Raw genomic sequence first — 24,191 nt, forward strand, 5'->3', positions numbered from 1 at the left:
TTAAGCAGGGCGCAGCTGGCCGCGCTCGGAAGTCATGATGATGGAAGGGTCGGGTCGCGCATCGTTCACGAAACTTCTAAAACGCTTTAACTTTTCCGGGTCGCTGATGGCGTTGGCCCACTCGCACTGGTAGCTATCCACCACGTGCTGCATTTGGCGCTCCAGCTCATCGCTGATACCCAGGCTGTCTTCCAGAATCACCTCCTTCAGGTAGTCCAGGCCGCCTTCCAGGTTTTCCCGCCATACCGAGGTGCGCTGCAAACGGTCAGCGGTGCGTACGTAGAACATCAAAAAGCGGTCGATGGTGCGGTAGAGCTGCTCATCATCTAAATCGGTGGCGAAGAGTTCTGCATGGCGGGGGCGCATACCGCCGTTGCCGCACACGTAGAGGTTCCAGCCGTTTTCGGTGGCGATAATGCCAATGTCTTTGCTCTGCGCTTCGGCGCACTCCCGGGTACAGCCGGAAACGCCAAACTTGATCTTGTGCGGTGCGCGCAGGCCCTTGTAACGGTTCTCTAACTGAATCGCCATGCCCACGCTGTCCTGCACGCCGTAGCGGCACCAGGTGCTGCCCACACAGGATTTCACCGTGCGCAGCGACTTGCCGTAGGCGTGGCCGGTCTCAAAGCCCGCTTCAATCAGTTCGCCCCAAATGGCTGGCAGGTCTTCTAGCCGTGCGCCGAACAGGTCAATGCGCTGGCCACCGGTAATCTTGGTGTAGAGCTGATACTTCTGGGCCACTTGCCCTAGCACCACTAGCTTGTCGGGGGTAATTTCACCGCCCGCAATGCGCGGCACTACTGAGTAGGTGCCGTTTTTCTGCATATTGGCCATGAAGGTGTCGTTGGTGTCCTGCAGCGGCACATGGGCGGCGTCGGTAATCGGTTCGTTGAAGCAGGAGGCGAGAATCGAGGCCACCGCCGGTTTGCAGATATCGCAGCCGAGGCGATGCGTCTCGGCATTGCCGTGCTTCTCCACTAGCTCGCTGAATGTCTTGATGCCTTCGACACGTACGATGTCGTAAAGTCCTTGGCGGGTATGGGCGAAGTGCTCGCAGATCGATTTATCCACTTCGACGCCACGGGCTTCCAATTCGTGATCCACCACGCTTTTGAGCAGCGCCGCGCAGCCGCCGCAGCCGGTGCTGGCTTTGGTCGCGCCTTTAACGCTGCCAAGGTCCGCCGCGCCCGCGTCGATGGCACTGCAGATGCTGCCTTTCGTCACGTTGTGACAGGAGCAGATCATCGCCGTTTCCGGCAAGGCATCCGGCCCCAGCGCCGGGGCGGCACCGCTTTGTTGCGGCAGAATGAGCGATGCGGGCTCTTGGGGAAGCTCGATGCCGTTGGCGTAGTACTGCAACAGCGTGTCATACACACTGTTATCGCCCACCAGCATGGCCCCCAGCAGCTTCTTACCGTCGCTGGTGACGACCAGTTTGCGGTAGACCTGGGTGAGCGGATCGAGGTAGCGGAACATGCGGGCGCCAGGATTTTGATTGCCGTGGGCATCGCCAATGGAACCGACATCCACGCCCAGCAGTTTTAGTTTGGTGCTCATATCGGCGCCGCTAAAACAAGTATCGCCCCCCGTCAGCGTGGCGACGGCCGTTTTGGCCATTTGGTAGCCAGGTGCCACGAGGCCGAAGATACTCTGATTCCACAGCGCTACCTCGCCGATGGCGAGGATATTCGGGTCGTTGGTGCGGCACTGGTCATCGATCACCACGCCGCCGCGCTCGCCAATGGTCAAGCCGCACTCCCGGGCGAGGGTATCTTGCGGGCGAATACCGGCGGAAAAGACGATCAGGTCGGTTTCCAGCACTTTGTCGTCTTGGAAGACCATCCGCAGGCGGCTGGTGTCGCCGGGTTCGATACGCTGGGTGGCCCGCTCGGTGAGTACCTGAACGCCGAGAGCTTCGATTTTCTCTTTCAGCAGTTCGCCGCCTTCGCTATCTACCTGCATGGGCATCAGGCGCGGGGCGAACTCCACCACGGCAGTGTCCAGGTTCAGCCCGCGCAGCGCGTTGGCGGCTTCCAAACCGAGCAAGCCGCCACCCACGACCACGCCGTTGGTGGCGTTTTTGGCCGCTGCCTGAATGGCATCCAAGTCATCCAACGTACGGTAGACCAAGCAGCCTTCGCTGTCGTTGCCGGGAATGGGCGGCACAAAGGGAAAGGAGCCGGTAGCCAGCACGAGCTTGTCATAGGCGTAGTGGCCCTGTTCGGTCACCACCAGCTGTTGTTCGCGGTCAATCGCGGTGACCGCTTCGCCACTGCGTAGTTGAATGCCGTGGGTGTGGTAGTAATCGCCATCGCACAGCGCAAGCGACTCCGCATCGCGGCCGCTAAAGTACTCGGATAAGTGCACGCGGTCGTAGGCACGGTGGCGCTCTTCGCCAAACATCGTCACCTCAAACCCTGCCAGCGCGCCGCTTTCCACGAGCTGCTCGGCAAAATGGTGGCCGACCATGCCGTTGCCTACAATGATCAACTTTTGCGTGTTGGAAGACGTGGTTGGAGTAGACATTGTGTGATTCACCATAGCTAAGCCGCCTCACGGGTGAGAGATAAAGGGGATGACAGGGTGTCGAGAGGGTTGTCGAGATGGTTATCGAGCGCTGTTTGGGCATCGGTTGCGCCAAACAGCAACAGGTGGCGGCACGCGGTTAGGTCGGTCGCGGCCAGCGCCTGCTCGAAATACCAGGGGCCGTGGCGGGTATCGCCATACAGCACCGCACCGATAAGGCGGCCTTGATGGAGCAGCAGGCGGCAGTAGTCGCCGGTTTCCGGGTCTTGATAACGAAGCTCTTCGTGCTTGGCGGCTGGCTCGGTGGGGCCAAAGGCAAACAGGCTCACTCCGCTGACCTTGAGTTTGGTGGCCGTGGGGGCTTCTTGATACGCCGCTGGGTGTTCACCACACAGCACGGCGGCCAGCACTTCTACCTGTCGCCAAATAGGTTCCACCAGCCCGTAAGTGTGCTGCTCGAACTGGCAGCATTCGCCCAGTGCATAAATGTGGTCGTCTGAGGTGGTGAGGTGCCCATCCACCACAATGGCGCGGTCGTACATAAGCCCGCTTTGCTGGCCCAGCTCCGCATTGGGGGTAATACCCGCCGCGACAATCACGCTGTCGGCAGCTAGCTTCCGGCCATCGCTCAGTGTGACCGACTGCACCTGCCCGTGGCCGTTATCTTCCAAGGCAGCAAGCGATGCGCCGGTTTCAATAGTGATACCGCGCTCGCGCAGCGTGGCTTCCAGCAATTGGGCGGCGGTGGTGTCTAGCTGGCGGTTCATCAACCGCTCGCTGCGCTGCAAAACGCTGACGGTGAGCGCGCTACCGCCCCGTTTGCGCAGCCCTTCAGCGGCTTCTAATCCAAGTAAGCCGCCGCCAATCACCACGGCGTTGCCGCCTTGCTGAGCAATGGCTTCTAAGGCGTCGGCATCGCGCAGGTCACGAAACGTATGAACACCGTCAAGCGTGATGCCAGGCACCGCTGGCAGCGTGGGGCGCGAGCCAGTGGCTATCACTAATCGGTCGTAGCTTAAGGTGTCTCCCCGGTGCGTGATGAGCAGGCGGCGTTCGCGGTCGATGGAGGTCACGCGGTCGCCAAGTGTCAGTGTGATGTTGTTATCAGCGTACCAGGAGGCGTCTTGCAGAGTGAGCGCCTCAGGCGCCAATTCGCCCGCCAGCAAAGGAGAGAGCAAAATGCGGTTATAGGCAGGTACCGGCTCCTCACCCACCACTGTGATACGGCGGGGACGCTGCGGATGTTTCACCAGCGCTTCAAGTAGTCGGTGGCAAGCCATGCCGTTACCGATAATGACGAGGTGTTCGTTCTGTGAGCACCGGGAAGCGGTTTCCATAGGTAGCTCCTGTGGTTGAAACATAATGTTCAGCAAATAAAAAACGCCCCTGACACAGCCCTTTCGAGAAGGGAGTATCAGGGGCGTCGTTGCCCGTTGGCGTCGTTGATAACGCACAGCAACCGCCGTTGGCTGCCGAACTGTCTTACCTTACGGTGAGCAAAAAGCCCGCCAGCTTTTGCCGTCGGTGGATTTAATTCAGCCTAATCAGGGTATTAAGCGTTTATGAAGAAGCGGCAGGCCGCTCATGGTTAGCTAGGCTTGCCCCACTTTGGTGCTTAAGCGGCGGTTAATGCACTCTCTTCAACCGATTATTCGACAAAGGGCATGCCTTTCGCGAAAAGTAGAAATGCAGGCTGCGTTTATAAATGATTGTTTATTAAGTATTTTAATGGTTTTAGAGCAGAGTGGGCGCAGGGTTTGCAGTTATTCCAGTAACAAGCAACAACGGCTCAGTGCAGGGTCTTTGCCCATAACGATCACAACGACTAATTGCGTCGAACAATACCAACTGCAGCAAATCACTGATGAGTACGGCACCCGGTAAGCGGTGCCCCTGAGACAACGGCGTCCAGGCAGGCTTCTTTCGAGGCTAGCTTGGGCGCTTTTTGCTTTTTAACGCCGGAGGAAACTGCCATGCCACAGGCCAATCGGCTCGTCCGAACCACCTGCCCCTACTGCGGCGTCGGCTGCGGCGTTACCGCCACGTTGGAGAACGGTCAGCTCATCGCCGTCGAAGGAGACCGCGAGCACCCAGCTAATTACGGTCGCCTGTGCGTAAAAGGCACCGCGCTGCACGAAACCCTGGGCGAGCAGGGGCGCTTGCTGAGGCCGCGCGTGGACGGCCAGGAGGTCTCTTGGGAGCAGGCGCTCACCACCACCGCCGAACGCTTGCAAGCGCAGCGCAGCGCCCATGGCCCGCAGTCGGTGGCGGCGTATCTGTCTGGGCAACTCTTAACCGAAGATTATTACGTTGCCAACAAGCTGTTTAAAGGCTTCTTGGGGACCCCTCACCTGGATACCAACTCGCGGCTCTGCATGGCATCTGCCGTGGCGGGCTACAAGCGCGCCTTTGGGGCCGATGCGGTGCCTTGCAGCTATGAAGACCTAGAAGAGGCAGAGCTGGTGGTACTGGTGGGGTCTAACCTTGCCTGGAATCATCCGGTGCTCTATCAGCGCTTGAAGGTAGCCAAAGAGCGCAACCCGCTGATGCGGGTCGTGGTGATCGACCCCCGAGTGACCGACACCTGCGAAATTGCAGATCTTTACTTAGGCATTCGTCCGGGCAGCGATGCTTACCTGTTTAACGGGCTGTTGGCGTGGATGGACGCCCACAATCGCTTGGATAGCGTGTACCTAGAACGCCACACCGAGGGGATAGATGACGCGCTGAGCACTGCCAGGCAGAGTGCAGGCAGCGTGGAAGCCGTTGCCCGCGAGTGTGATGTGGACCCTGAACGCCTGGAAACCCTCTACTACTGGTTCGCCAGCCAGCTGCACGTGGTCACACTCTACTCCCAGGGGGTGAATCAATCCTCCAGCGGTACCGATAAGTGCAACGCGATTATCAACTGCCACCTAGCGGGTGGGAAAATCGGCCTGCCGGGGGCGGGGCCGTTTTCGATCACCGGCCAGCCCAACGCCATGGGCGGGCGAGAAGTGGGTGGGTTGGCGAATCAACTGGCGGCGCATATGGATTACCACACGCAGGGCGCTCGTGAATTGGTCAGCCGCTTCTGGACCACCAAGCATTTAAATCCGGCACTGCCTGACGCCCCGGGTTACAAAGCGGTAGAGCTCTTTGATGCCATCGAGCGTGGCGAGATTACCGCCCTGTGGGTGATGGCGACCAATCCGGCGGTGAGCATGCCGGATGGGGAGAAAGTGCGACGCGCGCTGGCAAAATGCCCGCTGGTAATTGTCTCGGAGTGCGTTGCCAATACCGACCTGCTGCCCTTTGCGGATATCGTGCTGCCCGCGTCGGGTTGGTCGGAGAAAGATGGCACGGTGACTAACTCAGAGCGGCGAATTTCCCGCCAGCGGGGGATGCTGCCTCCTCCTGGCGAAGCGAAGCACGACTGGTGGATACTCTGTGAAGTGGCAAAACGCTTGGGCGTAGGGGAAGCCTTCGATTACACCCACCCGTGGGAGATTTTCGATGAGCACGCACGCCTCTCTGGCTATGAGAATAGCGGCGATACCCAGCGGCTGTTCGATATCTCAGGGCTGGCAGGCCTGGGCCAAGCGGCTTATGATGCGCTCGCACCGATCCAGTGGCCCGTGACTCAGCAGGCTCCTCGCGGCACGGCAAGGCTGTTCGAAGATGGCCGGTTTGCTACGGCGAATGGCCGAGCCAAACTGCTGCCGATTACTCCGCGCCCACCGGCGCAGCCGCTGAGCGACGACTACCCGCTGCGCTTGAATACCGGTCGCGTGCGGGATCAGTGGCACACCATGACGCGTACCGCCCGTTCGCCGCGTTTGATGAACCACCGCGCCGAACCGTTCATTGAGCTGCACCCAGACGATGCGGCTCAGGCAGGCGTTACGGATCAAAGCTTGGCGACGTTGACCGCTGCCGCCGGGGAGTACCGTGGGCGGGTGCGGGTTTCCAACGCCCAGCGCCGAGGCGAAGTCTTCGTGCCGATGCATTGGACCGACTGCTTTACCAAGCAGGGGCGCAGCGGCGCATTGATTCAAGGGTATACCGACCCGCTCTCCGGGCAGCCGGAAGCCAAGCAGGGGGCGGTGGCGGTGGGCAAACTTTCCGTTGCTTGGCAGGCGACGCTGCTGCTAGCCAACGAATTGGATACGCCACCATCGCCCTGGTGTCGCAGCGACTACTGGGCACGCATTCCGATGGCAAGCTGCACCCGTTGGCAGCTAGCGGATAGCCAGCCGGTCGAGGATTGGCTGGCGCAGGTGGAGGCGTGGTGCGGCGTGCCTGTCTCTTTGTGGTGTGACGACCCGGCAACGGGTAGGCTGCGCGCAACGGGCGTAGTGAACGGGCGGATACGCTGGTGGTTGATGGTGGGACCACCCGACGAACTGCCCGGGCTTGCCTGGCTTGAAGCGCGCTTCAAGGACGCTACCCTGGAGACACAGCACCGTAGACGCCTGCTGGCCGGGTGCGACGATGGTGCCGTGGATACCGGACCGGTGGTGTGCAGCTGCCACCAGGTTGGCCAAGCCAGCATTGTGAAAGCGATTCATGCGGGCGATACCAGCGTTGAAGCGTTAGGCGCACGACTGGCCTGCGGCACCCAGTGCGGCAGCTGCCTACCCGAACTAAAAGCGATACTTGAAGAGGAGCGGCCCCATGCGCGCGCTAAGCAAACAGCTAACACAGAAGTGGCCTGAAGCGCTGTGGCGCTTGGGTCAGCGGGCGTGGGCGCCATTTAGTCGCGATACCGCCACGCGCTTGCGCTTGCCGTTAAGCGGTGAGTGCCACCCAGGCACCGTCTATTTGGTCGGCGCGGGCAGCGGCGATGTGGAGCTGCTGACGCTGAAAGCCGCACGGTTGCTGATGCAGGCAGACGCAGTGGTGTATGACCGCCTTGTTGGAGACGAAGCGCTAGGGCTTATTCCTCCGGGCACCGAGCGCTACTATGTTGGTAAAGCCAGCGGCCATCACAGCATGCCTCAGGCGGAGATTGGTGAGCTGATCGTCTCCCTGGCCCAGGCAGGCAAATCGGTAGTGCGCTTGAAGGGCGGCGATCCTGGCGTGTTTGGGCGCATGGGCGAAGAGCTAGCGGCTCTGGCCGAGGCCGGGCTGCCCGCCGAGATTGTGCCGGGTATTACCGCCGCCTCCGCCGCAGCGGCGGGGATGGGGATACCACTCACCGATCGCGGCCACGCCCAGCAGGTACGTTTTATTACGGCGCAGCTATGCCGGGAAGGCGGTATGCCGGACTGGGCGTCGCTGGCGCGTCAAGATGAGACCCTGGTGTTCTACATGGGGCTCTCCAAAGTGGCCGCCATTTGCCACGGCCTGCGCCAAGCGGGCCTGCCCGATACGTGGCCTATCATGCTGGTGGCCAACGCCAGCCAGCCCGAGCAGCAGGCCCTGGTAGGCACGTTGGCCGATATGCCCGAACGCCTCGCCGCTCAACCGCTGCCATCGCCCTGCCTCATCATGGTGGGCAGTGTGGTCAGTATGGTGGCCCATAGCCCAGCTGCGACGGGCGCAAAAGTGCTGCCTTGCCAGCAGGCCTGATGGCGGATGTCGTTTTTTTACGAAAAAATGTTAAAAGCCAGGGTTGAAGTCCCAGAGTGCTCTCCCCATATTCATTAACACGCTATCAAATGAAGCAAAGGAGAGAAGGGATGCACAACGACGCTCCGAACCCCGGTTTTGGTACTTTTCGTTTGGAAGGCGATACGTTAACGAAGAGCATACACGCGGCCCTGGAGGCAGGTTACCGCCATATCGATACCGCTCAGTTTTACGATAACGAAGCGGGCGTTGGCAAAGCGATTGCCTCTAGCGGTGTTCCCCGTGAAGAGATTTTTCTGACCACGAAAGTGTGGTTCGACAAGCTCGAACCCGCCGCGCTGAAGGCCAGCGTCGATGAAAGCCTGGAAAAGCTGGGCACCGACTATGTAGACCTGCTGCTTATCCACTGGCCGTCGCCGAACGATGCGGTGCCCATGGCAGACTACTTAACCGCCTTGAAAGAAGTGAAGCAGGCGGGCAAAGCGCACCATATCGGCGTGTCGAATTTTACCATTGCACAGCTCGATGAAGCGGTGGATATCTTAGGCGAAGGTGAGATCTTTACGAACCAGATTGAGGTTCACCCGTTCCTGCAAAATCGCCGCTTAGTGCAGCACTGCGAAAAGCTCGGCATCAAAGTGACGGCCTTTATGCCGCTCGCTGTTGGCAAAGTGCTCGATGAGCCTGCGCTGCAGCGCATTGCGGATGCACATGGGGCCAACCCGGCGCAAGTGACCTTGGCGTGGATCCATCAACTGGGCTACCTGACCATTCCGTCGTCCACTAAGGCGCGTAACATTCAAAGCAACATCGATGCCTTCAAACTGACCCTGAGCGAGTCAGAAATGGCGCAGATTGCTGAACTGGATCGCCATGAGCGTATTGCAAATCCCGATTTTGCTCCACAGTGGGACGACCAGCCGTTAGGTCATTAGGAAAACGCTATCGTAAAACCGCTTCGGCAACGGGAACTGTTGGCGCAGCGGGTGTTCCTAAGGGCGGCGGCTAACACACGCCGCCTTATTAAGCGTCTCTTAATAAACCAGGAGTACAGTGTGAAACAGCATAAGGTTCGCAATAACGCGCTAAAGGCACAATTACGTACGCCCATGTTCAAAATGCAGCAGCAAACGCCTAAGAAAGGCAAAGGCAGCTACTCTCGCAAAGGGCGTCATGCACAGAAGGGGTCGTCTTCGATCGGTGTTAGCGCCCTGAGAGGGCATCGCCAAGCCGCTTGAACCAGCGTTTTGGCGATGCCTTCCCCAGGCATCGCTGCAGGCAATTTGCCAGTCTGCAGACTCTCATCAGCTTTTGGCCGACCGCAAGGTCGGCTTTTTTATGTCAATTGGCCGCTTGCTCTACGGTAGAGATGCTGCACACTTCCATGCGGTAGCCCGATTGGTAGACGCTGCGAAGGCGTAGCCCGTGCCGACCGTCCAACTCTAACTTGCGGCGTAAACGGCTGACATGGGTATCCACCGTGCGTGTCGAGACATCGCCTTTGATGCCCCAAACCAATTCCAGTAAATGAGCACGGCTCAACAGTTCACCCACTTTGGAAAAGAACAGCGTGGCCAGACGGTACTCGCGTTCGGTCAATTCAACGGCATGGCCATCGACGCAAATGGTGTGCTCATCGGTATTGATTGAGAAAGCGCTGGGGCAGGTGGCAGAGGGGCGGGGTGTGTCGTAACCGGCGCGGCGACCCAAGGCGCTGACGCGGGCGAGAAACTCTTTGGGGCGCAGCGGCTTCGCTAGAAAGTCATCGGCGCCTTGTTCCAGCGCTTTGACCACGTCGTCTTCCCCCTGGCTTGCGGTAATGAACAGAATGGGGCCACGCCAACCGTCGTTTTGTCGCAAGTGGCTGACCACGTCCATGCCGCAGCCATCCGGCAGGCGCCAGTCGATGATGAGGAAATCGAAGCGCTGCTCCTGCGTTGCGCGCCTTAATTCACTTGCCCTGCCAAAGAGCGAGACTCGATGCCCTGCAGAAAGCAGGCACTGCTCAATGAACGCTTGTTGGTCGAGATCATCTTCCAGCACGCCGATATGCATGGTGAGTTACCTATTTTTATCGTGTGATAAACCTCACACCAATGGGGATAGAACTCATGCCTTAATTCTAGTTTAGGTAGGGGTAGCGACACAAAGGTTTACAGTTAACGCTTAAGTCGTAGCGCTATAATTCGCCTACAACCTAGGAGGTGAAAAATGGCTAAGCGTCTGATTAATAAAGCTCTTGTTTTCCTAGCCGGTGCGTTTTTCTTCAATGTGGCGCAGGCGCTCGAGGCGCCGACCGGCAGCGTCATTTTAGAAGTGACGGGCAACATTACTCACACCAATGTGGGTAACGAAGCGCATTTCGATAAAGCGATGCTAGAAGCGCTCACGCAGCGTACCACCGTCACTAGCACGCCGTGGCATGACGGCGTCGTGAGTTTTGAAGGGCCGCTGGGAAGAGCGTTATTAGACGCCGTGGGTGTTGAAGGGGAGCAGTTGAACGTCGTGGCGCTCAATGATTACTCCTCCACGGTACCGGTCAGTGATTTCTATGAACATGACGTCATTTTGGCCATGCAGGCCGATGGACAGCCGCTGAGAATTCGTGATCACGGGCCGCTATTCATCATTTATCCCTTCGATGAAAACCCCTCGCTCTTGAACGAAGAGATCCTTACCCGCTCCGTGTGGCAGGTCAAGCGCATCGAGGTCGAGTAGCGGGCGCAATATTGTTAGGTAAACGCCATGCTACCCATTATTAGGCACTACTTTTCGCGCCGTGTGAGGGTCGCTACGTTCTCAGCGATCCTCTTTTTTCTATCTGCCATCATTACGGGTGGCGTCATCTTCCAACGTCAGCACGCCATCGAAAATCGTCTGTTAGAAAACCTCGTGTGGACGGGGTATCAGTTTGATAGGGAAGTGCGCGAGTTTCATCTGACGCTGGTGGATAGCCAGCTGGGTCATATGAGTAGCGAGGATTTGCTGCTGCGCTTTGAAATATTGTTTAGCCGCAAGACGCTGTTTCAGCAGGGAGAGATCAATTTAGCGGTATCAAAGATCGAGGGTGTGAATGCGCTGGTAGAAAAGGCGGCCGCCGTGATTCATGACATCGACCATTTGATCGAGCCGCTATGGGACGATGCCAGCGCGCTAAACGACGAACTCATTCGTCACGTCATGGAGCGCACGGTTCAACTACAGCAAATTACCGGCACCATCTTGATAGAGACCAACGCAAGCGTGGCGCGACTGCGCACGCTTGAGCGCGAAAAGATGACGCAGCTCTACGGGTTGGCGTTGATCATTCTGCTCTCGCTGATGTTATCGGGCGGTCTATTGGTTCGCGCCCTGCTCATCGAAGGAAAAGTGAGCCTTCGTAAAGCCCAGGCATTAGAGGTGAAGAGCCGAGAGCTGAAAGAGACGGCCAAGCGTGCTGAAATAGCCAGCCAAGCCAAGTCCCAGTTCATGGCCGTGATGAGCCATGAGATTCGCACACCGCTCAACGGGGTGGTAGGGATGGCCGATCTATTGAGTGACGAAGTGCACACGCCCAAGGCTCACGCCTACTTGTCAGCACTCAAACGCAGCGCTGAGAGCCTGCGCGCCGTGATCAACGATATTCTGGATTACACCAAGATAGAGAGCGGACGGCTTGATCTGGACGCTCGTCCCTTTGACCTGCGCGAATGCATCGAGTCGCTCTGTACGGGCTATGTGCTGCAGGAAAAAAGCAAGCCGGTCGTGTTCAACTACTCCATCGACCCGTCGCTGCCTCGGTTCGTGGTGGGGGATATCGCTCGCCTACGTCAGGTGATGATGAATCTAATCAACAACGCGCTGAAATTCACCGAAGAGGGGTTTGTGAAGTTTCACGCCTCGCCAGGGGATGACCATCGACTGCTGTTCGAGGTGTACGACACGGGGTGCGGTATTGAGGCGGCAGATCAGGAGCGTCTCTTCTCCGCTTTTTCCCAGGTAGATACCTCGATTGCGCGGCGCCACGAAGGGACGGGCCTGGGGCTCGCCATCTGTAAGCGGCTCGTTCACGCCATGGATGGTGAGATCGGTGTGACTAGCCAAGTAGGTTTGGGTAGCCGCTTCTGGTTTACGGTCGCGCTGCCGGAAACAGAAGGGATAGAGGTTTATCACCGCAGCGAGCAGCAAGCGGCGCTGGCAGATAACCACCATATCCTGATCGTGGAAGATAACCCCATCAACCAGACCGTCGCAAAAGTCATGTTGGAGCAGCTTGGGCAGCGGGTGACCATTGCCGATAACGGTCAGGCGGCGTTGGCGCAGCTTCAAGAAGAGTATGCGGCCATCGACCTCGTGTTGATGGATATGCAGATGCCGATTCTGGATGGCCCTGACACCACGCTGCGCTGGCGGGCCTTTGAGGCTGCGAACGCGCTGCCCAGGCTGCCCATCGTCGCCATGACGGCAAACGTCATGCCCGAACACCGCGAGCGCTGCTTCGACAGCGGGATGGACGACATGATCAACAAGCCGTTCACCCGGGAAGAGCTGTATCAACTGATTAGTCGCTACGTCCCGAGCGCTGAGCTGCCCAAGGAAAGTGTCGAGTCAGGCGAGCGCTCCGCCAGCGAGCAGGGGAGTTTGCTACAGGATGCCGCGGACGTGCCGGAGGTGTTGGATCGTAAGATTTGCGCTGAGCTGCAGGAGGCGTTCGACCCCACATCGCTCAATGCGCTGTTGAGCGCGTTCTTGACCCGGCTGGAGGAGCGTTTGATTCGCCTACGAGCGTGCTGGCTTTCGGGGGATAGTGAGTCCTTACGTAAGGAAGCGCACTCACTCAAAGGAGCGGCTGCCTCGCTAGGCTGTGCCGCCATTGCCGAGAAAGCCGCCATGCTGGAGAAGAGCGCCAGCCATGACAACGATACATCGGTGACGGGGTTGTTGGACGCGCTAGAAGCGCTGAAACTCACGACCGAGCAAGCGTTGTTGGCGCAAGGATTGTTGGCAGCTTGAGGCCATACCAGCGCTACTCAGGGTAGCGCTGGGTGTTGTCGACCAGGGGCGGCGATTAGGCTCGCTTGGCGATTGTCGTCTGATGACTGACCCACTCATCGAATAGCGCTGGCGAGAGAGGGCGAGAGATGAAATAGCCTTGTCCCACGGGGCAGCGCGCTTCGGCGAGCAGCGCCTGCTGCTCTGCGTTTTCGATCCCCTCCGCCACGACGCTCATCCCGAGACGCGCGCCTAACTCGACGATGGAGAGCGTAATCGCCTGGGCACTAGGCTCACTATCGATGAGCGAGACGAAGCTTCGGTCGATTTTCAACTCATCGAACGGCAACCGGTAGAGTTGCGTCAATGAGGAGTAGCCCGTGCCAAAATCATCCAGCGCGAGCTTGCATCCCCGTTTTCGCAACTCGTCCAGGACGTGCCTGGCATAGCCCAAACACTCCACGCCGACGGATTCCGTCAACTCCAACGTGACCTTGGTCATATCGATGGGGTACTTGCGACAGAGCGTATCGAACATCGACAGCATGTTTTCGGCTTTGATGAATTCGGCAGGTACGTTCACGGCGATGCTCAGTGTCAGCCCCTGGGCGTCCCACTTGGCCAGCTGCGCAAAGGAGAGGTCTAGAATGTTCCAGGTCAGCGGTACCATCAGACCGCTTCGTTCGGCGAGAGGAATAAAGCTATCCGGATAGATCGTTCCGCGGGTAGGATCCTCCCAGCGTACCAGGGCCTCTGCGCCCACCACGGCACCGGTTGTTAGCGACATCTTGGGTTGTAGCGCCAACGTGATATGTTGCTGCTTGATCGCCTGGGCCAGCTCGCCCACGGACGGCGGTTTCGGCGATGCCTCGATCTGTTCGATCACATCGCTCAGGCCAGTCATGAGCTTGGCTTTGGGCAGAAATCCCAGCATCTTGAGCCCTTTGGCGTTGCCTTCGGCAATGGCGTGGGCGGCCGTTTCATCTGAGCAGCTACTGAGTAGCAGAATCGGCGTGTTGATCTTCAGGTCGTACAGATAGTCGAGAATATCCAGCCCGGTAAAGTCACCCAGGCCAAAATCAAGCACGATCAAATGAGTGTTGAGTAGGGCAGGTTTACGCGCCAGCTCTCCCAAGCACCCGGCGGTGGCGACATCAAACCCATGCCGACTCAGCAACATTTTGCCGAGCAGTTGGATATCGACGTCATCATCAATCACTAACGCACTAGGCGGCATGATGTGTCCTTTCATGTGAGTGCGCGGTGGCTTTGAATAGGAGTTATGACTCACGCACCAAACGCATGGCCGGGATGGGCCATGCAAAAGCGCCTTCGGGTGCCAGGGGAGCCCGAAGACGCAGAGAGTAATGAAATTAAACGAGTGGTTGGGTAGACGATATCATCAGAAAGACTCCCATTCAGGGGTGGGCTGACGAACCAAAGTTTTAGGTAGCGTTGAGGCTAACTGTAGTGTGCTTTTCTTCGTTTGATCAAGCGATGTATGGCGTGCTGCATCAACGTTGGTGAGGCTATTGCTCAGTTTGAATGAACCCACCAAGGCGCTGAGCCGATCTGCCTGCTCGCGCAGTTCCGCAGCGGCAGCGCTGGACTCCTCCACCATCGACGCATTGTGCTGCGTCATGCTGTCGAGCTCGTTTACCGCGTCATTGACTTGACCAATGCCCACGCTCTGCTCTTTCGCGCCTGCGCTGATCTCTGCCACCACGTCGGCGACGCGCTCGATACTTTGCATCATGCTGTGCAGCGTATCGCTGGCGGCTTTCACTTGGGAGACGCCCGAGTGGGTGCGTTCCGCCGAGGTACTGATCAGTTCAGAGATGCTCTTTGACGCGTCACTGGTACGGCTGGCGAGAATGCGCACTTCTTGTGCGACCACCGCAAAGCCCCGACCATGCTCTCCCGCTCTAGCCGCTTCCACTGAGGCGTTCAGTGCCAGAATATTGGTTTGAAAGGCAATGCTTTCAATCATGGTCACGATCTCACCGATTTGGCTAGACGACTCGCTAATACTGCCCATGGTTTTCTGAACGTTCTGCATGGCGTTCAAACCTTGATGGGCGATGTCGCGGGTCGATAGTGCAAGCTGGTTGGCTTGTTGGGCAGATTCGGAGGCATTGTTTACCACCGCCGCAATTTGCTCCATGGAGGCAGAGGTTTGCTGCAAGTTGGCCGCGGCCTGTTCGGTGCGCGAGGCGAGCTCTTGGCTACCCTTGGCGATTTCAGTCGAGGCGTGTTGAAGGCTCACGGTGCTTCGGCTGACGGACTGTAGCGTGTCGTCGATGCGGTTGATGAAGGCATTGAACTGTTGGGCAAGCTCGCCAATTTCATCCCGGCGCTGGCTTTGAATGCGCGCGGTAAGGTCGCCTTCGCCCTCGGTGATGTCCTTGATGCGTGCCGTCACCTGGCGAATCGCCCGTGACATGGTGATGGGGCCTGCCAAGGCAATGAAGATAGCCACTAGGAAAACAGCGACCGAGAACGTCCCTGTTATCCACTCCTGGCGTTTTACTTTTGCAACCGTTGCCGCTTCGGTATTACTCGCGACGTCTACGACGGCTTCACCAGCCGTGTTATAGAGTTCTCTTAGTGCATTAAAGGTCGTGAGTGATTCCTGCTTGTGTAATTGTAATGCTGAGTTTAAATCACCACGCTGGTGAGTATCGAAAACCGCGTTAGATGTGGTTTTCCACTGATTAAATAAAGTGTCAAAAAGAGCAAGTTGTTCGAGTATGTGAGGCTGCTGTTGCATGATCTCTTTAAATCGATGCATACCGTCTAACGCTTGTTGGGCATTCTCTTCGAACGTCGCTTTAAGCTCGGCAGACTCTCTACTGTCGGGGCTCACAAGGATGTACTCCGCTTCGGCAATACGGGCTTGATGCAGGTCACGGTCAGCATTGATCACGGCAGCAGTGGCTGGCCCGAACCGCTGGCTAAACTCCAACATGCGATGTTGAACGCTATTTACCAGAAGCAAGTCGACAATAAAAATAATCAATAACGCCAGCGCAACGCTAATAAAAGCGACAGAGTATTTAACGCTGATGGAGTGTAGGCGGTTGTTCATTTTCGTTGCCTCGAAAAATGAGCCATGGGATATGTTGTAAAGTAAACGAGGCAATGATGTCAGTCGATAGTGCGAGGGGAAATGTCACTTTTCTTCACGTTGTAAGAGTCTCTGGCTAATAATGAATAATGAGCCTTAACGTGCTTTTCGATAGCAGCTTAACTAACCACTTATCGATACCCCTCTGCCTGCAAATGAAACAGCGACGCATAGCGTCCGTTGGCGTCGAGCAGCGTGTCATGGGTGCCGCGTTCGATGATGCGCCCTTGGTCGATGACGATAATTTGGTCGGCGCTGCGGACGGTCGAGAAACGGTGGGAGATCAGAATCGTCATCTTGTCGTGGCTGTGATCACGAAAGCGGGCAAAGACATCCGCCTCTGCGGCCGCATCCATGGCGGCGGTAGGCTCGTCTAGCACTAAGATATCGGCATCTTTACGCATATAGGCGCGGGAGAGCGCCACTTTCTGCCACTGGCCGCCGGAGAGCTCTTGGCCGTTTTTAAACCAGCGCCCTAGCTGGGTTTGGTAGCCGTCGGGCATGCGCTTGATAAAGCTATCGGCCAGCCCGTCTTTTGCCGCTTGCTTCCAACGCTGCTGATCATCGAAGGCCGTGGTATCGCCCACCCCAAGATTTTCACCTACGGTGAGCTGGTAGCGTACAAAGTCTTGGAAGATAACGCCCACACGTGCTCTTAATGCTTGAGTATCCCAATCGTTAAGGTCACTGCCATCCAGCAAAATTCTCCCTTGAGTGGGTCGGTAGAGCCGCGTTAAGAGCTTAATTAAGGTGGTTTTGCCTGAGCCGTTTCCACCCACCAGGGCTAAGCTGCTACCGGGCACAATGTGTAGCGAAATATCGTGCAGCACCTCACGGCCGCCGGGATACGCAAAGCTCACCTGCTCGAAACGTAGCCCGTCGTTGGGTGCCGCTCCTTGGGTTAAATGGCCAGCGTCGGCTTCGGTGGGCTGTTCCAGGTATTCATATAAGTTGGAGAGGTAGAGATTATCTTCATACATGCCGCTCACGGCTGTCAGACTGGCAGATAGCGCACTTTGCCCCTGCTTAAATACCATTAAGTACATGGTCATTTGGCCTAGCGTGAGGGCTCCTGCCACGGTTTCCACCACGACCCAGCCATAGGCAGCATAGAAAGTGAGCGTGCCCAGTAGTCCTAGAATAAACCCCCAGCTCTCCCGGCGTAGGGTCAGGCGGCGGTCTTCGGCAAATAGCTGGTGGAAAATAGCCCGGTAGCGCTGAAGAAAGCGCTGCTCTAAGCCAAATAGTTTGACCTCTTTAATGCTGTCTTCACGGGCCAGTACGGTTTCCAGGTACATCTGCATGCGGGTTTGCGGCGAGCGCCAGCGAAATAGCTGGAAGGCATCGCCGGAGAATTTCGCTTCCGAAAGAAACACTGGCAGGGCTCCCACTACCAAGATCAGCAGCGCCCAGGGAGAAAACTGCACCAGTAGGAAGGCAAAGCTGCCGAGGGAAATGGCGTTCTGCAGCAGCCCAAAGGTTTTATTGACCAGCGCCAGTGGGCGAGTTGAGGCTTCTCGTCTAGCACGGGTGAGCTGGTCATAAAGCTCTGAATCCTCGAATTGGCTCAGCGACAGCGTGCCCGCTTTTTCCAAAATCATCACGTTCACTTTCTGCCCGAGCAGCGCTCTTAACAGTGACTGCTGGGCCGAGAGGCCACGCTGGGCTAACGCCATCAGGGCAATGATGCCGCCTTCCAACGCCACTAACCCCAGCACTGGAGTGAGCGTTGCCCATAAGTCAGGGTTGCTCGCTGTCTCATAGCTTTCCATCGCCGCCAGCACGCCATCGACAATCAACTGGCCCACATAAGCCGCCACAGCGGGCAGCACGCCAGCCACCAGCGTGCAAAGCGCCAAGCCCAGCATCATCCAGCGGGAGGTGTCCCATACCAGTGCCAGCGCACGGCGGCTATAGCGAAACACGCTAAAGAAGCCGCTAAACGGAGAGGGGGAAGGTGAGGAAGGAGACGGCATCATGGCGTTAGCAACATCGAAAAGTAAGGAGCACCAGCATCAGTAGGCCGCCATGATGCGGTGCTTTGGCGTTGATAGCCAGCCTGCTGCCCCTAAGAGGGCAGCAGGTGATGGTGTGAAAAGCGCTACAGCGGCAGCACGGCCCCATCGGTGCGCGGTTCAGTACCGCCTTGCAGCACGCCGCTCTCAGAGTCGCGTAGAATAATTTGACCACGGCCAAAGCTAATCGAATCCGCCACCTTAACAATCTTGTGTCCGCGCCGAGCGAGGGCCAGCGCTAAATGGTTGGGGAAGTCGGCTTCCACTTCCACGGTTCTGCCGGTGGTCCATTTCCAACGGGGCATATCCAGCGCGGCCTGTGGGTTTAACTGATCCTCAATCATGGCGGTGACCACCTGAACTTGGCCCTGAGGCTGCATATAGCCGCCCATGACGCCAAACGGCCCAACGGCTTGATTATCTTTAGTGATAAACCCGGGAATGATGGTGTGATAGGTGCGCTTGCCGGGTGCCAGAGCATTTGCATGCTCAGGGTCTAGCGAGAACGACCAGCCGCGGTTTTGCAGGCTAATCCCGGTGCCGGGAACCACCATGCCGGAACCAAAGCCTTTAAAGTTACTTTGGATAAACGACACCATATTGCCTTCGTCGTCAGCCGTGGCTAGGTAGACGGTGCCGCCTTGCAACGGGTTGCCGTGCGCCGGGTCAACGGCCTGATCACCGATTAGCGCAGCGCGTGCGGTGAGGTAGGCATCATCTAGCATTTGCTCGGTGGTGGGGGCCATCGCGCTGCGTTCGGTGATGTGCTTGAAGCCATCCATATAGGCCAACTTCGTGGCTTCAATCCGTCGGTGTAGGGTTTCAACGGCATCGCCTGGGCACGGGTCTAACCGTTCCAGCATGCCGAGTGCTTGCAGCACGATCATACCGCTGCCGTTCGGTGGAATTTCCCAAATATCATGGCCTTGGTAGCGCACGCTAATCGGGTCGACCCACTCGGGCTGGTAAACGGCCAAATCCTCTTTACGGATGAGGCCGCCATGCTCGCGGGAGAACGTATCGATGGCCTCAGCCAGTTCACCGCGATAAAACGCGTCGGCTTTTGTCGCGGCAATCGCGGCTAAGCTTTTCGCGTGGTCAGGGGCGGACCATAACTCGCCAGGGCGCGGTGCCCGGCCTTTAGGGGCAAAGGTATCAAACCAGGGTTGGAAGGCCGCGTCGGGGTAGGTCGCGTAGTGATGGAAGGCCTCTTCCCACATTTGGTGAATCACCGGCGTTACCGCAAAGCCCTCTTCTGCCAGCGCGATGGCAGGCGCTAGCAGTTCCGCAAAGGGCAGTTTACCAAAGCGCTCAGAGAGCGCCGCCCAGGCCGCAGGCGCGCCAGGCACGGTAACAGGCAGCATGCCGTGGTTAGGCATAGCGTCATGGCCAAGCGCTTTCAAAGCTTCAATGGTGGCCGCCTGCGGAGCAGGGCCGCTGGCGTTGAGGCCATGTAGCTTTCCATTGACCCATACAATCGCGAAGGCGTCGCTGCCAATACCGTTGGAGGTAGGCTCTACCACAGTGAGCGCAGCGGCGGTGGCAATCGCCGCATCAATGGCATTGCCGCCTTGCTGCAAAATAGTGATACCTACCTGGGCGGCGAGCGGCTGAGAGGTGGCCACCATACCGCGTTTGCCGAAAGTGGCCATACGACGTGAGGCACTGGGGTAATAGAGAGCGTTGTTATGCATGGGAGTCCTTTCTCGTGAAGGAGGGCGCTAAGAGAGGTTATCAGCCTAACAAAAGCCCTCCATAAACCAAGGCGCCGATAACGACAAAAGCGGGATGGGTGTTGAAACGCACAAGCGCAATTGCGGCCACGATACCGATAATCAGCGTGTGGAGAAGGCCGCTTGCCGCCAAACTTTCCGTGAAAAAACCGAGGGTAAGCCACGCCATCATCATGGCAATGACGGGGCGTACCCACTGGCTCATGCGCTTGACGCGCGGGGAGTCGCGGTGGCGATAGAGAAGCCCGAGTGCGCCAAGCATGAGCAGCAGGGAAGGGACCACCGTGGCAGCCACGGCAACGAACGCCCCACCAATGCCGGCGACCTCGTAGCCCACATAGCCCGCCATTTTGGTGGCGATCGGGCTCGGGAGCGCATTGCCGAGCGCCAAGGTTTCAGCAAAACCCTGCGAGGTCATCCAGCCGTAGCGGCCTACCACTTCCGCCTCGATCAGCGGAATGATGGCGGGACCACCGCCGTAGCCAATGATGTTAGGAATGAAAAACGCTAAAAAGAGATCCCAATAAATCATGCGGCACCCTCCGCGCGTTTTTTACCGGAAGGGCGCAGCAGTGCGGCGAGCAGAATGGCCCCAATCACCCAGCCGGGGTGAACGCCGAGCCAATAAATCACGCCACCAGCGATGACCGCCATAACGATGCTGACAAGCCAGCCCAGGGCGGCTTTGGATTTATCGAAGAAGTCCCAGGTAAGCTGAGCCATCATGACCATGACCACGGGAACGACCGCTTGCCCCATGCCGCGTATCCAACCCACGTCGCGGTAGCGGCTAAAAATGCCTAGCATCACAATCATGGCAACGATCATCGGCAAAATGACGGCGATGACCGCAGCAACGCAGCCGCTGGTGCCTGCCACACGATAACCGATGTAGCCGGGCATTTTGGTGGCAATGGGGCCGGGTAGGGTGTTGCCAATGGCGAGCACGTCGGCAAACTCTTCATCCGTGAGCCACTGGTGGCGTGTCACGACTTCCGCGCGGACCAGCGGTATCATGGCAGGGCCGCCGCCAAAGCCGAAAATGCCGACGCGGAAAAATGCCCAAAAGAGTGCGGTTTGCTTCATGGGGTTAACGCCTGAAGAGGAGGCCATGGGGTCAGCAACATAAAAAGAGTGCCCTTTTTATCGTTTGTAGATTAAAAAATCGATTATTTTGTCTAAAATAGAATATAGGTGAGCCCCGCAAGAGGCGTCAACACGTCACCATGGGTTTTTCGTTAACCGATCCCTGGCAAAGGTATGCAAAAGGACTCCGGAATGAACAAGCATATGCAGCTTCCCACTAGCAGCGCCTCAAGCCCTATTTATGATGTGCTGCGTCGGGACTTGGTCGGCGGTCGCTTCAAAGCGGGTGAGAAACTCGCCATCAACGCGCTGAAAGAGCAGTACCAAGTCGGCCTCAGTCCGCTCCGTGAGGCGCTGAACAAGCTGGCGGCGTATGGGCTGCTGGTGCAGGAGAATCAGCGCGGGTTCAGGGTACCCAAGCTCTCCCGCGAAGAGCTCGATGACATTGCCCGGCTGCGCACCGAGTTGGAGGGCATGGCGTTAGAGCGGGCCATTGCCCACGGCGATGCCGTATGGGAAGCCGATTTGCTGGCGGCAGCGCATCGACTCAAGCGCGCCGACATTACCTTGGATAAAGGCGAGGAGTGGGAACGGCTGCACACTCAGTTTCACCGCACGCTCGTAGCACCTTGTGGTTCGGTGTGGTTATTACGGTTTATTGAGCAGTTGCACGACCAGTTCGACCGCTATCGGCGTTTAGGGCCAAAGATGCCCACCATCCGCCAAGAGCTGGATGAACAGCACCACGAATTGGTCGAACTGGCGCTTCAGCGCGACGCCACCGCTGCACGGGCACTGATGGATGACCATATCCACAAATCTTACGAAGTCGCGTTGGCTCGTTACCAGCAGCACGCCTGACGTATTTGCCAGGGGATCCCTGTACACTGGGGGCCAGCGCGTGGCACTCGCCACTTGAATGAACGCAGGAAAGAAGGCCACCGTGGGAGTGGGTATGACGCAAGAAGCCGATCAGCAAGTCGTGGAACAGACACTCGCGTGGGTGCGCCAATTTATCGTAGGGCACGACATTTGCCCTTTCGCCAAGCGGGAGTTGGAGAACGACACGATCCGTGTGGAAGTCGTGCGTTCCAAAAAGTTACAGGTGGCGCTCGAAGAGCTGGCGGCGGAGCTTGCGTGGCTCGATGAGCATCCTGACACCGAAACCACGCTGATCGTCTTCCCGACGCTGTTCAAGAGCTTCGATCATTACCTGGATTACGTCGACATGGCTGACAACCTGCTAGTTGAGCTGGGTTACGAAGGGGTATATCAGCTAGCCACGTTTCATCCCGACTACTGTTTCGACGATGCTGACCCCGATGATGCTGCCAACTACTCGAACCGTTCACCCCATGCCATGTTGCACGTGCTGCGCGAGGCCAGTGTCGAGAAAGCCATCGCGTTTTATGGGGACACGGCCGCCATTCCCGAGCGGAATATCGCTTATCTGAGCGCCCTTGGCAGCGTCGCCGCCGAAGCGCAGCGGCAGGCATGTTTCAATGCGCTTCCCCATAAATGACCAGTCGGTGTTTTCCTTTGTTTTTGGCTTGATAGAGCGCGATATCGGCTAGTTGGATGACCTGCTCGATATCGTGGCCATGCTGAGGCCACCATGCGGCGCCCAAGCTGCAGCCGACTTGCGCTCGGTGTCCGCCGGGCAGCAGAACGGGCGTTGCGATACGTTGTAGCAGCCGCTGACCCACGTCCGTTGCAAGATAGGCGCTGTGCTCGGCGGTGCTTTTGAGAATCATCACGAACTCATCGCCTCCTAAACGGGCTACCACATCGCCGCTGCGTAGCGTTGACTTGAGGCGCTGAGTGATTTCGATCAGCAACAAATCCCCCGCGTGATGACCAAGTTCATCATTGACCCGTTTGAAGCCATCCAAGTCGAATAGCAGGACGATCACACTCTGCTGCTGGCGATGTGCGTCAGGCAGCGTGTGCTGTAGGTACTGGGTTAGAAAGGCGCGGTTAGGCAACCCGGTCAACGGATCGGTATTGGCCAAATCTTCCAAACGGCTAATGGTCTGGCGCTGGTCGATCAAGCGCTCCACCATGTCGCGCATGGAGGTCGATAGCCGCTTCAGCTCGGGAGAGCCGGTTTCCAGGGTGATGACGCCGCGGTGGGTGGCCGCTTGAATGTTGTCGGCCGCCCGGGCAAGGCGCGTCAGCGGTGCGACCAAACGGGACGCGACGAGCCAGCCAATGATGGAAAACATCAGCGCCACCAGCAGCCCCGTTCCTAATATGAGCTCGTAAAGCTGCTCGACGGGCGCAAAAGCGTTGGTCACGGGCTGTCGGCTCACGGCGACCCAGCCCAAACCTGGAAAGTCTCCAAATCCTTGGCTTCGGGCTACGCCCGTGACATAGCGCTGTCCGTCTGGCCAGGTTTCGATGGACCACGCAGGCATGGGGCTATCAGAAGCGTTCTCCAGGAACGCCAGCGATTCACCGATGAGCTCCTCCGGCCCGAGAATGACCCTGCCTTGAGAAGAGAGCAGGAGTAGTTCCGTTTGCTGTGCGCGAAGCTGTGGGGAAAACATGGAGTTCTTCACCTGCGTTGCCCACTCCCAGCTCAGGTGTACGCCCAACACGCCGGTAAAGGTGCCGCGTTGGTCGTAAAGGGGCGCGGCGATATCGACGAATTGAACGGGCTCGCCAGTGGGGTTGGGAAGTAGCTGGGCCAGCATGACGGCATCATGCACGTCGCCCACCCACAGTGCTTGCCGTCCCTCGATAAACACGGGCCGCTGAGCAATCGACGTCCCTTCGAGAACTCCTCCGGTAGAGGCGACGACCAGGCCAGTGGCATCCGTCACGCCAATCCAGGAAAGCACGTCATAGTTGCGCTGCAGGTGTTCGAGCTGGGCGCGTACCGAGAAGCGATCGGTGCGGTCGGCAAACTCTTGAATACCCAGCAGCAGGCGCACTTCTTTGATCCGCGCATCCATGCTGCGGTTGAGCTTATCCACCATTTGGTAAGCGGTATCGGCACTGCTATAGCCAATATTCGCCTCGAGCTGAATGGCCGCTTCCCGGGAAGCGACCCAACTCAGCAGTAGCGTAATGGCGACCACTAACGAGGTGATGAGGCCAATGATGCGTGTGCGTAGAGAAACACGCCTCAAAAGGGACGAGTGGTTAGGCATGGGTGGGCCAAGCACGTTGTGGTAA

18 protein-coding genes are annotated in these 24,191 nt (G+C 57.9%); 8 read left to right on the forward strand and 10 right to left on the reverse strand.

The window, feature by feature from the left end:
* Window positions 1-2,526 carry a nitrite reductase large subunit NirB gene (nirB, locus tag CTT34_RS04340; protein WP_159341340.1) on the reverse strand — a complete coding sequence of 842 codons (2,526 nt, stop codon included), beginning with the start codon at window positions 2,524-2,526 and terminating at the stop codon, window positions 1-3.
* A gap of 17 nt (window positions 2,527-2,543) precedes the next feature.
* Entirely contained in the window at window positions 2,544-3,863 is a 1,320-nt protein-coding gene (locus CTT34_RS04345; RefSeq protein ID WP_159341341.1) for an NAD(P)/FAD-dependent oxidoreductase, read from the reverse strand.
* Window positions 3,864-4,499: 636 nt separating this feature from the next.
* Here CTT34_RS04345 and CTT34_RS04350 point away from each other — a divergent pair.
* The 4 genes from CTT34_RS04350 (at window position 4,500) to arfA (ending at window position 9,317) form a co-directional block, all read left to right on the forward strand.
* Window positions 4,500-7,223, forward strand: a complete 2,724-nt coding sequence (locus CTT34_RS04350) for a nitrate reductase (RefSeq protein WP_159341342.1) — start codon at window positions 4,500-4,502, stop codon at window positions 7,221-7,223.
* Entirely contained in the window at window positions 7,183-8,079 is an 897-nt protein-coding gene (gene cobA, locus CTT34_RS04355) for a uroporphyrinogen-III C-methyltransferase (protein ID WP_159341343.1), read from the forward strand. Before CTT34_RS04350 ends, cobA begins: the two co-directional genes overlap by 41 nt.
* Before the next feature lie 110 nt (window positions 8,080-8,189).
* Window positions 8,190-9,014: a 2,5-didehydrogluconate reductase DkgB gene (gene dkgB / locus CTT34_RS04360; RefSeq protein ID WP_159341344.1), complete on the forward strand. Its 825-nt coding sequence runs from the start codon at window positions 8,190-8,192 to the stop codon at window positions 9,012-9,014.
* A 120-nt stretch (window positions 9,015-9,134) separates the two neighbouring features.
* Window positions 9,135-9,317 (forward strand): alternative ribosome rescue factor ArfA, encoded by a 183-nt coding sequence (arfA, locus tag CTT34_RS04365; RefSeq protein WP_159341345.1) that lies wholly within the window; start codon window positions 9,135-9,137, stop codon window positions 9,315-9,317.
* Between the two features lie 103 nt (window positions 9,318-9,420).
* On the opposite strand, the gene CTT34_RS04370 is transcribed toward arfA, so the two are convergent.
* On the reverse strand, window positions 9,421-10,134 hold the full coding sequence (locus CTT34_RS04370; protein WP_159341346.1) for a response regulator transcription factor: 714 nt from the start codon (window positions 10,132-10,134) through the stop codon (window positions 9,421-9,423).
* 156 nt (window positions 10,135-10,290) lie between these two features.
* On the opposite strand from CTT34_RS04370, the gene CTT34_RS04375 reads away from it, so the two are divergent.
* Both CTT34_RS04375 and CTT34_RS04380 read left to right on the forward strand, forming a co-directional pair.
* Complete coding sequence (locus CTT34_RS04375) at window positions 10,291-10,797, forward strand: putative pterin-binding protein (protein ID WP_159341347.1); 507 nt, start codon at window positions 10,291-10,293, stop codon at window positions 10,795-10,797.
* A 27-nt stretch (window positions 10,798-10,824) separates the two neighbouring features.
* Window positions 10,825-13,071 (forward strand): ATP-binding protein, encoded by a 2,247-nt coding sequence (locus tag CTT34_RS04380; RefSeq protein WP_159341348.1) that lies wholly within the window; start codon window positions 10,825-10,827, stop codon window positions 13,069-13,071.
* Window positions 13,072-13,126: 55 nt separating this feature from the next.
* Here the strand turns inward: CTT34_RS04380 and CTT34_RS04385 are convergent, their stop codons facing one another.
* The 6 genes from CTT34_RS04385 to CTT34_RS04410 form a co-directional block, all read right to left on the reverse strand.
* On the reverse strand, window positions 13,127-14,287 hold the full coding sequence (locus CTT34_RS04385; protein WP_159341349.1) for an EAL domain-containing response regulator: 1,161 nt from the start codon (window positions 14,285-14,287) through the stop codon (window positions 13,127-13,129).
* Between the two features lie 165 nt (window positions 14,288-14,452).
* Window positions 14,453-16,138, reverse strand: a complete 1,686-nt coding sequence (locus tag CTT34_RS04390) for a methyl-accepting chemotaxis protein (RefSeq protein ID WP_159341350.1) — start codon at window positions 16,136-16,138, stop codon at window positions 14,453-14,455.
* A 170-nt stretch (window positions 16,139-16,308) separates the two neighbouring features.
* Window positions 16,309-18,156 (reverse strand): ABC transporter ATP-binding protein, encoded by a 1,848-nt coding sequence (locus tag CTT34_RS04395; RefSeq protein ID WP_159341351.1) that lies wholly within the window; start codon window positions 18,154-18,156, stop codon window positions 16,309-16,311.
* 122 nt (window positions 18,157-18,278) lie between these two features.
* Window positions 18,279-19,886, reverse strand: coding sequence for a gamma-glutamyltransferase family protein (locus CTT34_RS04400; protein ID WP_159341352.1), 1,608 nt, complete (start codon window positions 19,884-19,886; stop codon window positions 18,279-18,281).
* Window positions 19,887-19,926: 40 nt separating this feature from the next.
* Window positions 19,927-20,457 carry a chromate transporter gene (locus CTT34_RS04405; protein ID WP_159341353.1) on the reverse strand — a complete coding sequence of 177 codons (531 nt, stop codon included), beginning with the start codon at window positions 20,455-20,457 and terminating at the stop codon, window positions 19,927-19,929.
* Window positions 20,454-21,011, reverse strand: coding sequence for a chromate transporter (locus CTT34_RS04410; RefSeq protein ID WP_159341354.1), 558 nt, complete (start codon window positions 21,009-21,011; stop codon window positions 20,454-20,456). The genes CTT34_RS04405 and CTT34_RS04410 overlap by 4 nt, the downstream gene beginning before the upstream one ends.
* 192 nt (window positions 21,012-21,203) lie before the next feature.
* Here CTT34_RS04410 and CTT34_RS04415 point away from each other — a divergent pair, with 192 nt between their 5' ends.
* Both CTT34_RS04415 and CTT34_RS04420 read left to right on the forward strand, forming a co-directional pair.
* Window positions 21,204-21,872, forward strand: coding sequence for a GntR family transcriptional regulator (locus CTT34_RS04415; protein ID WP_159341355.1), 669 nt, complete (start codon window positions 21,204-21,206; stop codon window positions 21,870-21,872).
* Window positions 21,873-21,966: 94 nt separating this feature from the next.
* On the forward strand, window positions 21,967-22,533 hold the full coding sequence (locus CTT34_RS04420; RefSeq protein ID WP_159341356.1) for a DUF1415 domain-containing protein: 567 nt from the start codon (window positions 21,967-21,969) through the stop codon (window positions 22,531-22,533).
* Here the strand turns inward: CTT34_RS04420 and CTT34_RS04425 are convergent.
* A complete protein-coding gene (locus CTT34_RS04425; protein ID WP_159341357.1) occupies window positions 22,511-24,166 on the reverse strand; it encodes a sensor domain-containing diguanylate cyclase in 1,656 nt (551 codons plus the stop codon). The two genes, CTT34_RS04420 and CTT34_RS04425, sit on opposite strands and share 23 nt — an antisense overlap.
* Between the last annotated feature and the right edge of the window lie 25 nt (window positions 24,167-24,191).

This window comes from Halomonas meridiana (assembly GCF_009846525.1).
Classification (GTDB): domain Bacteria; phylum Pseudomonadota; class Gammaproteobacteria; order Pseudomonadales; family Halomonadaceae; genus Vreelandella.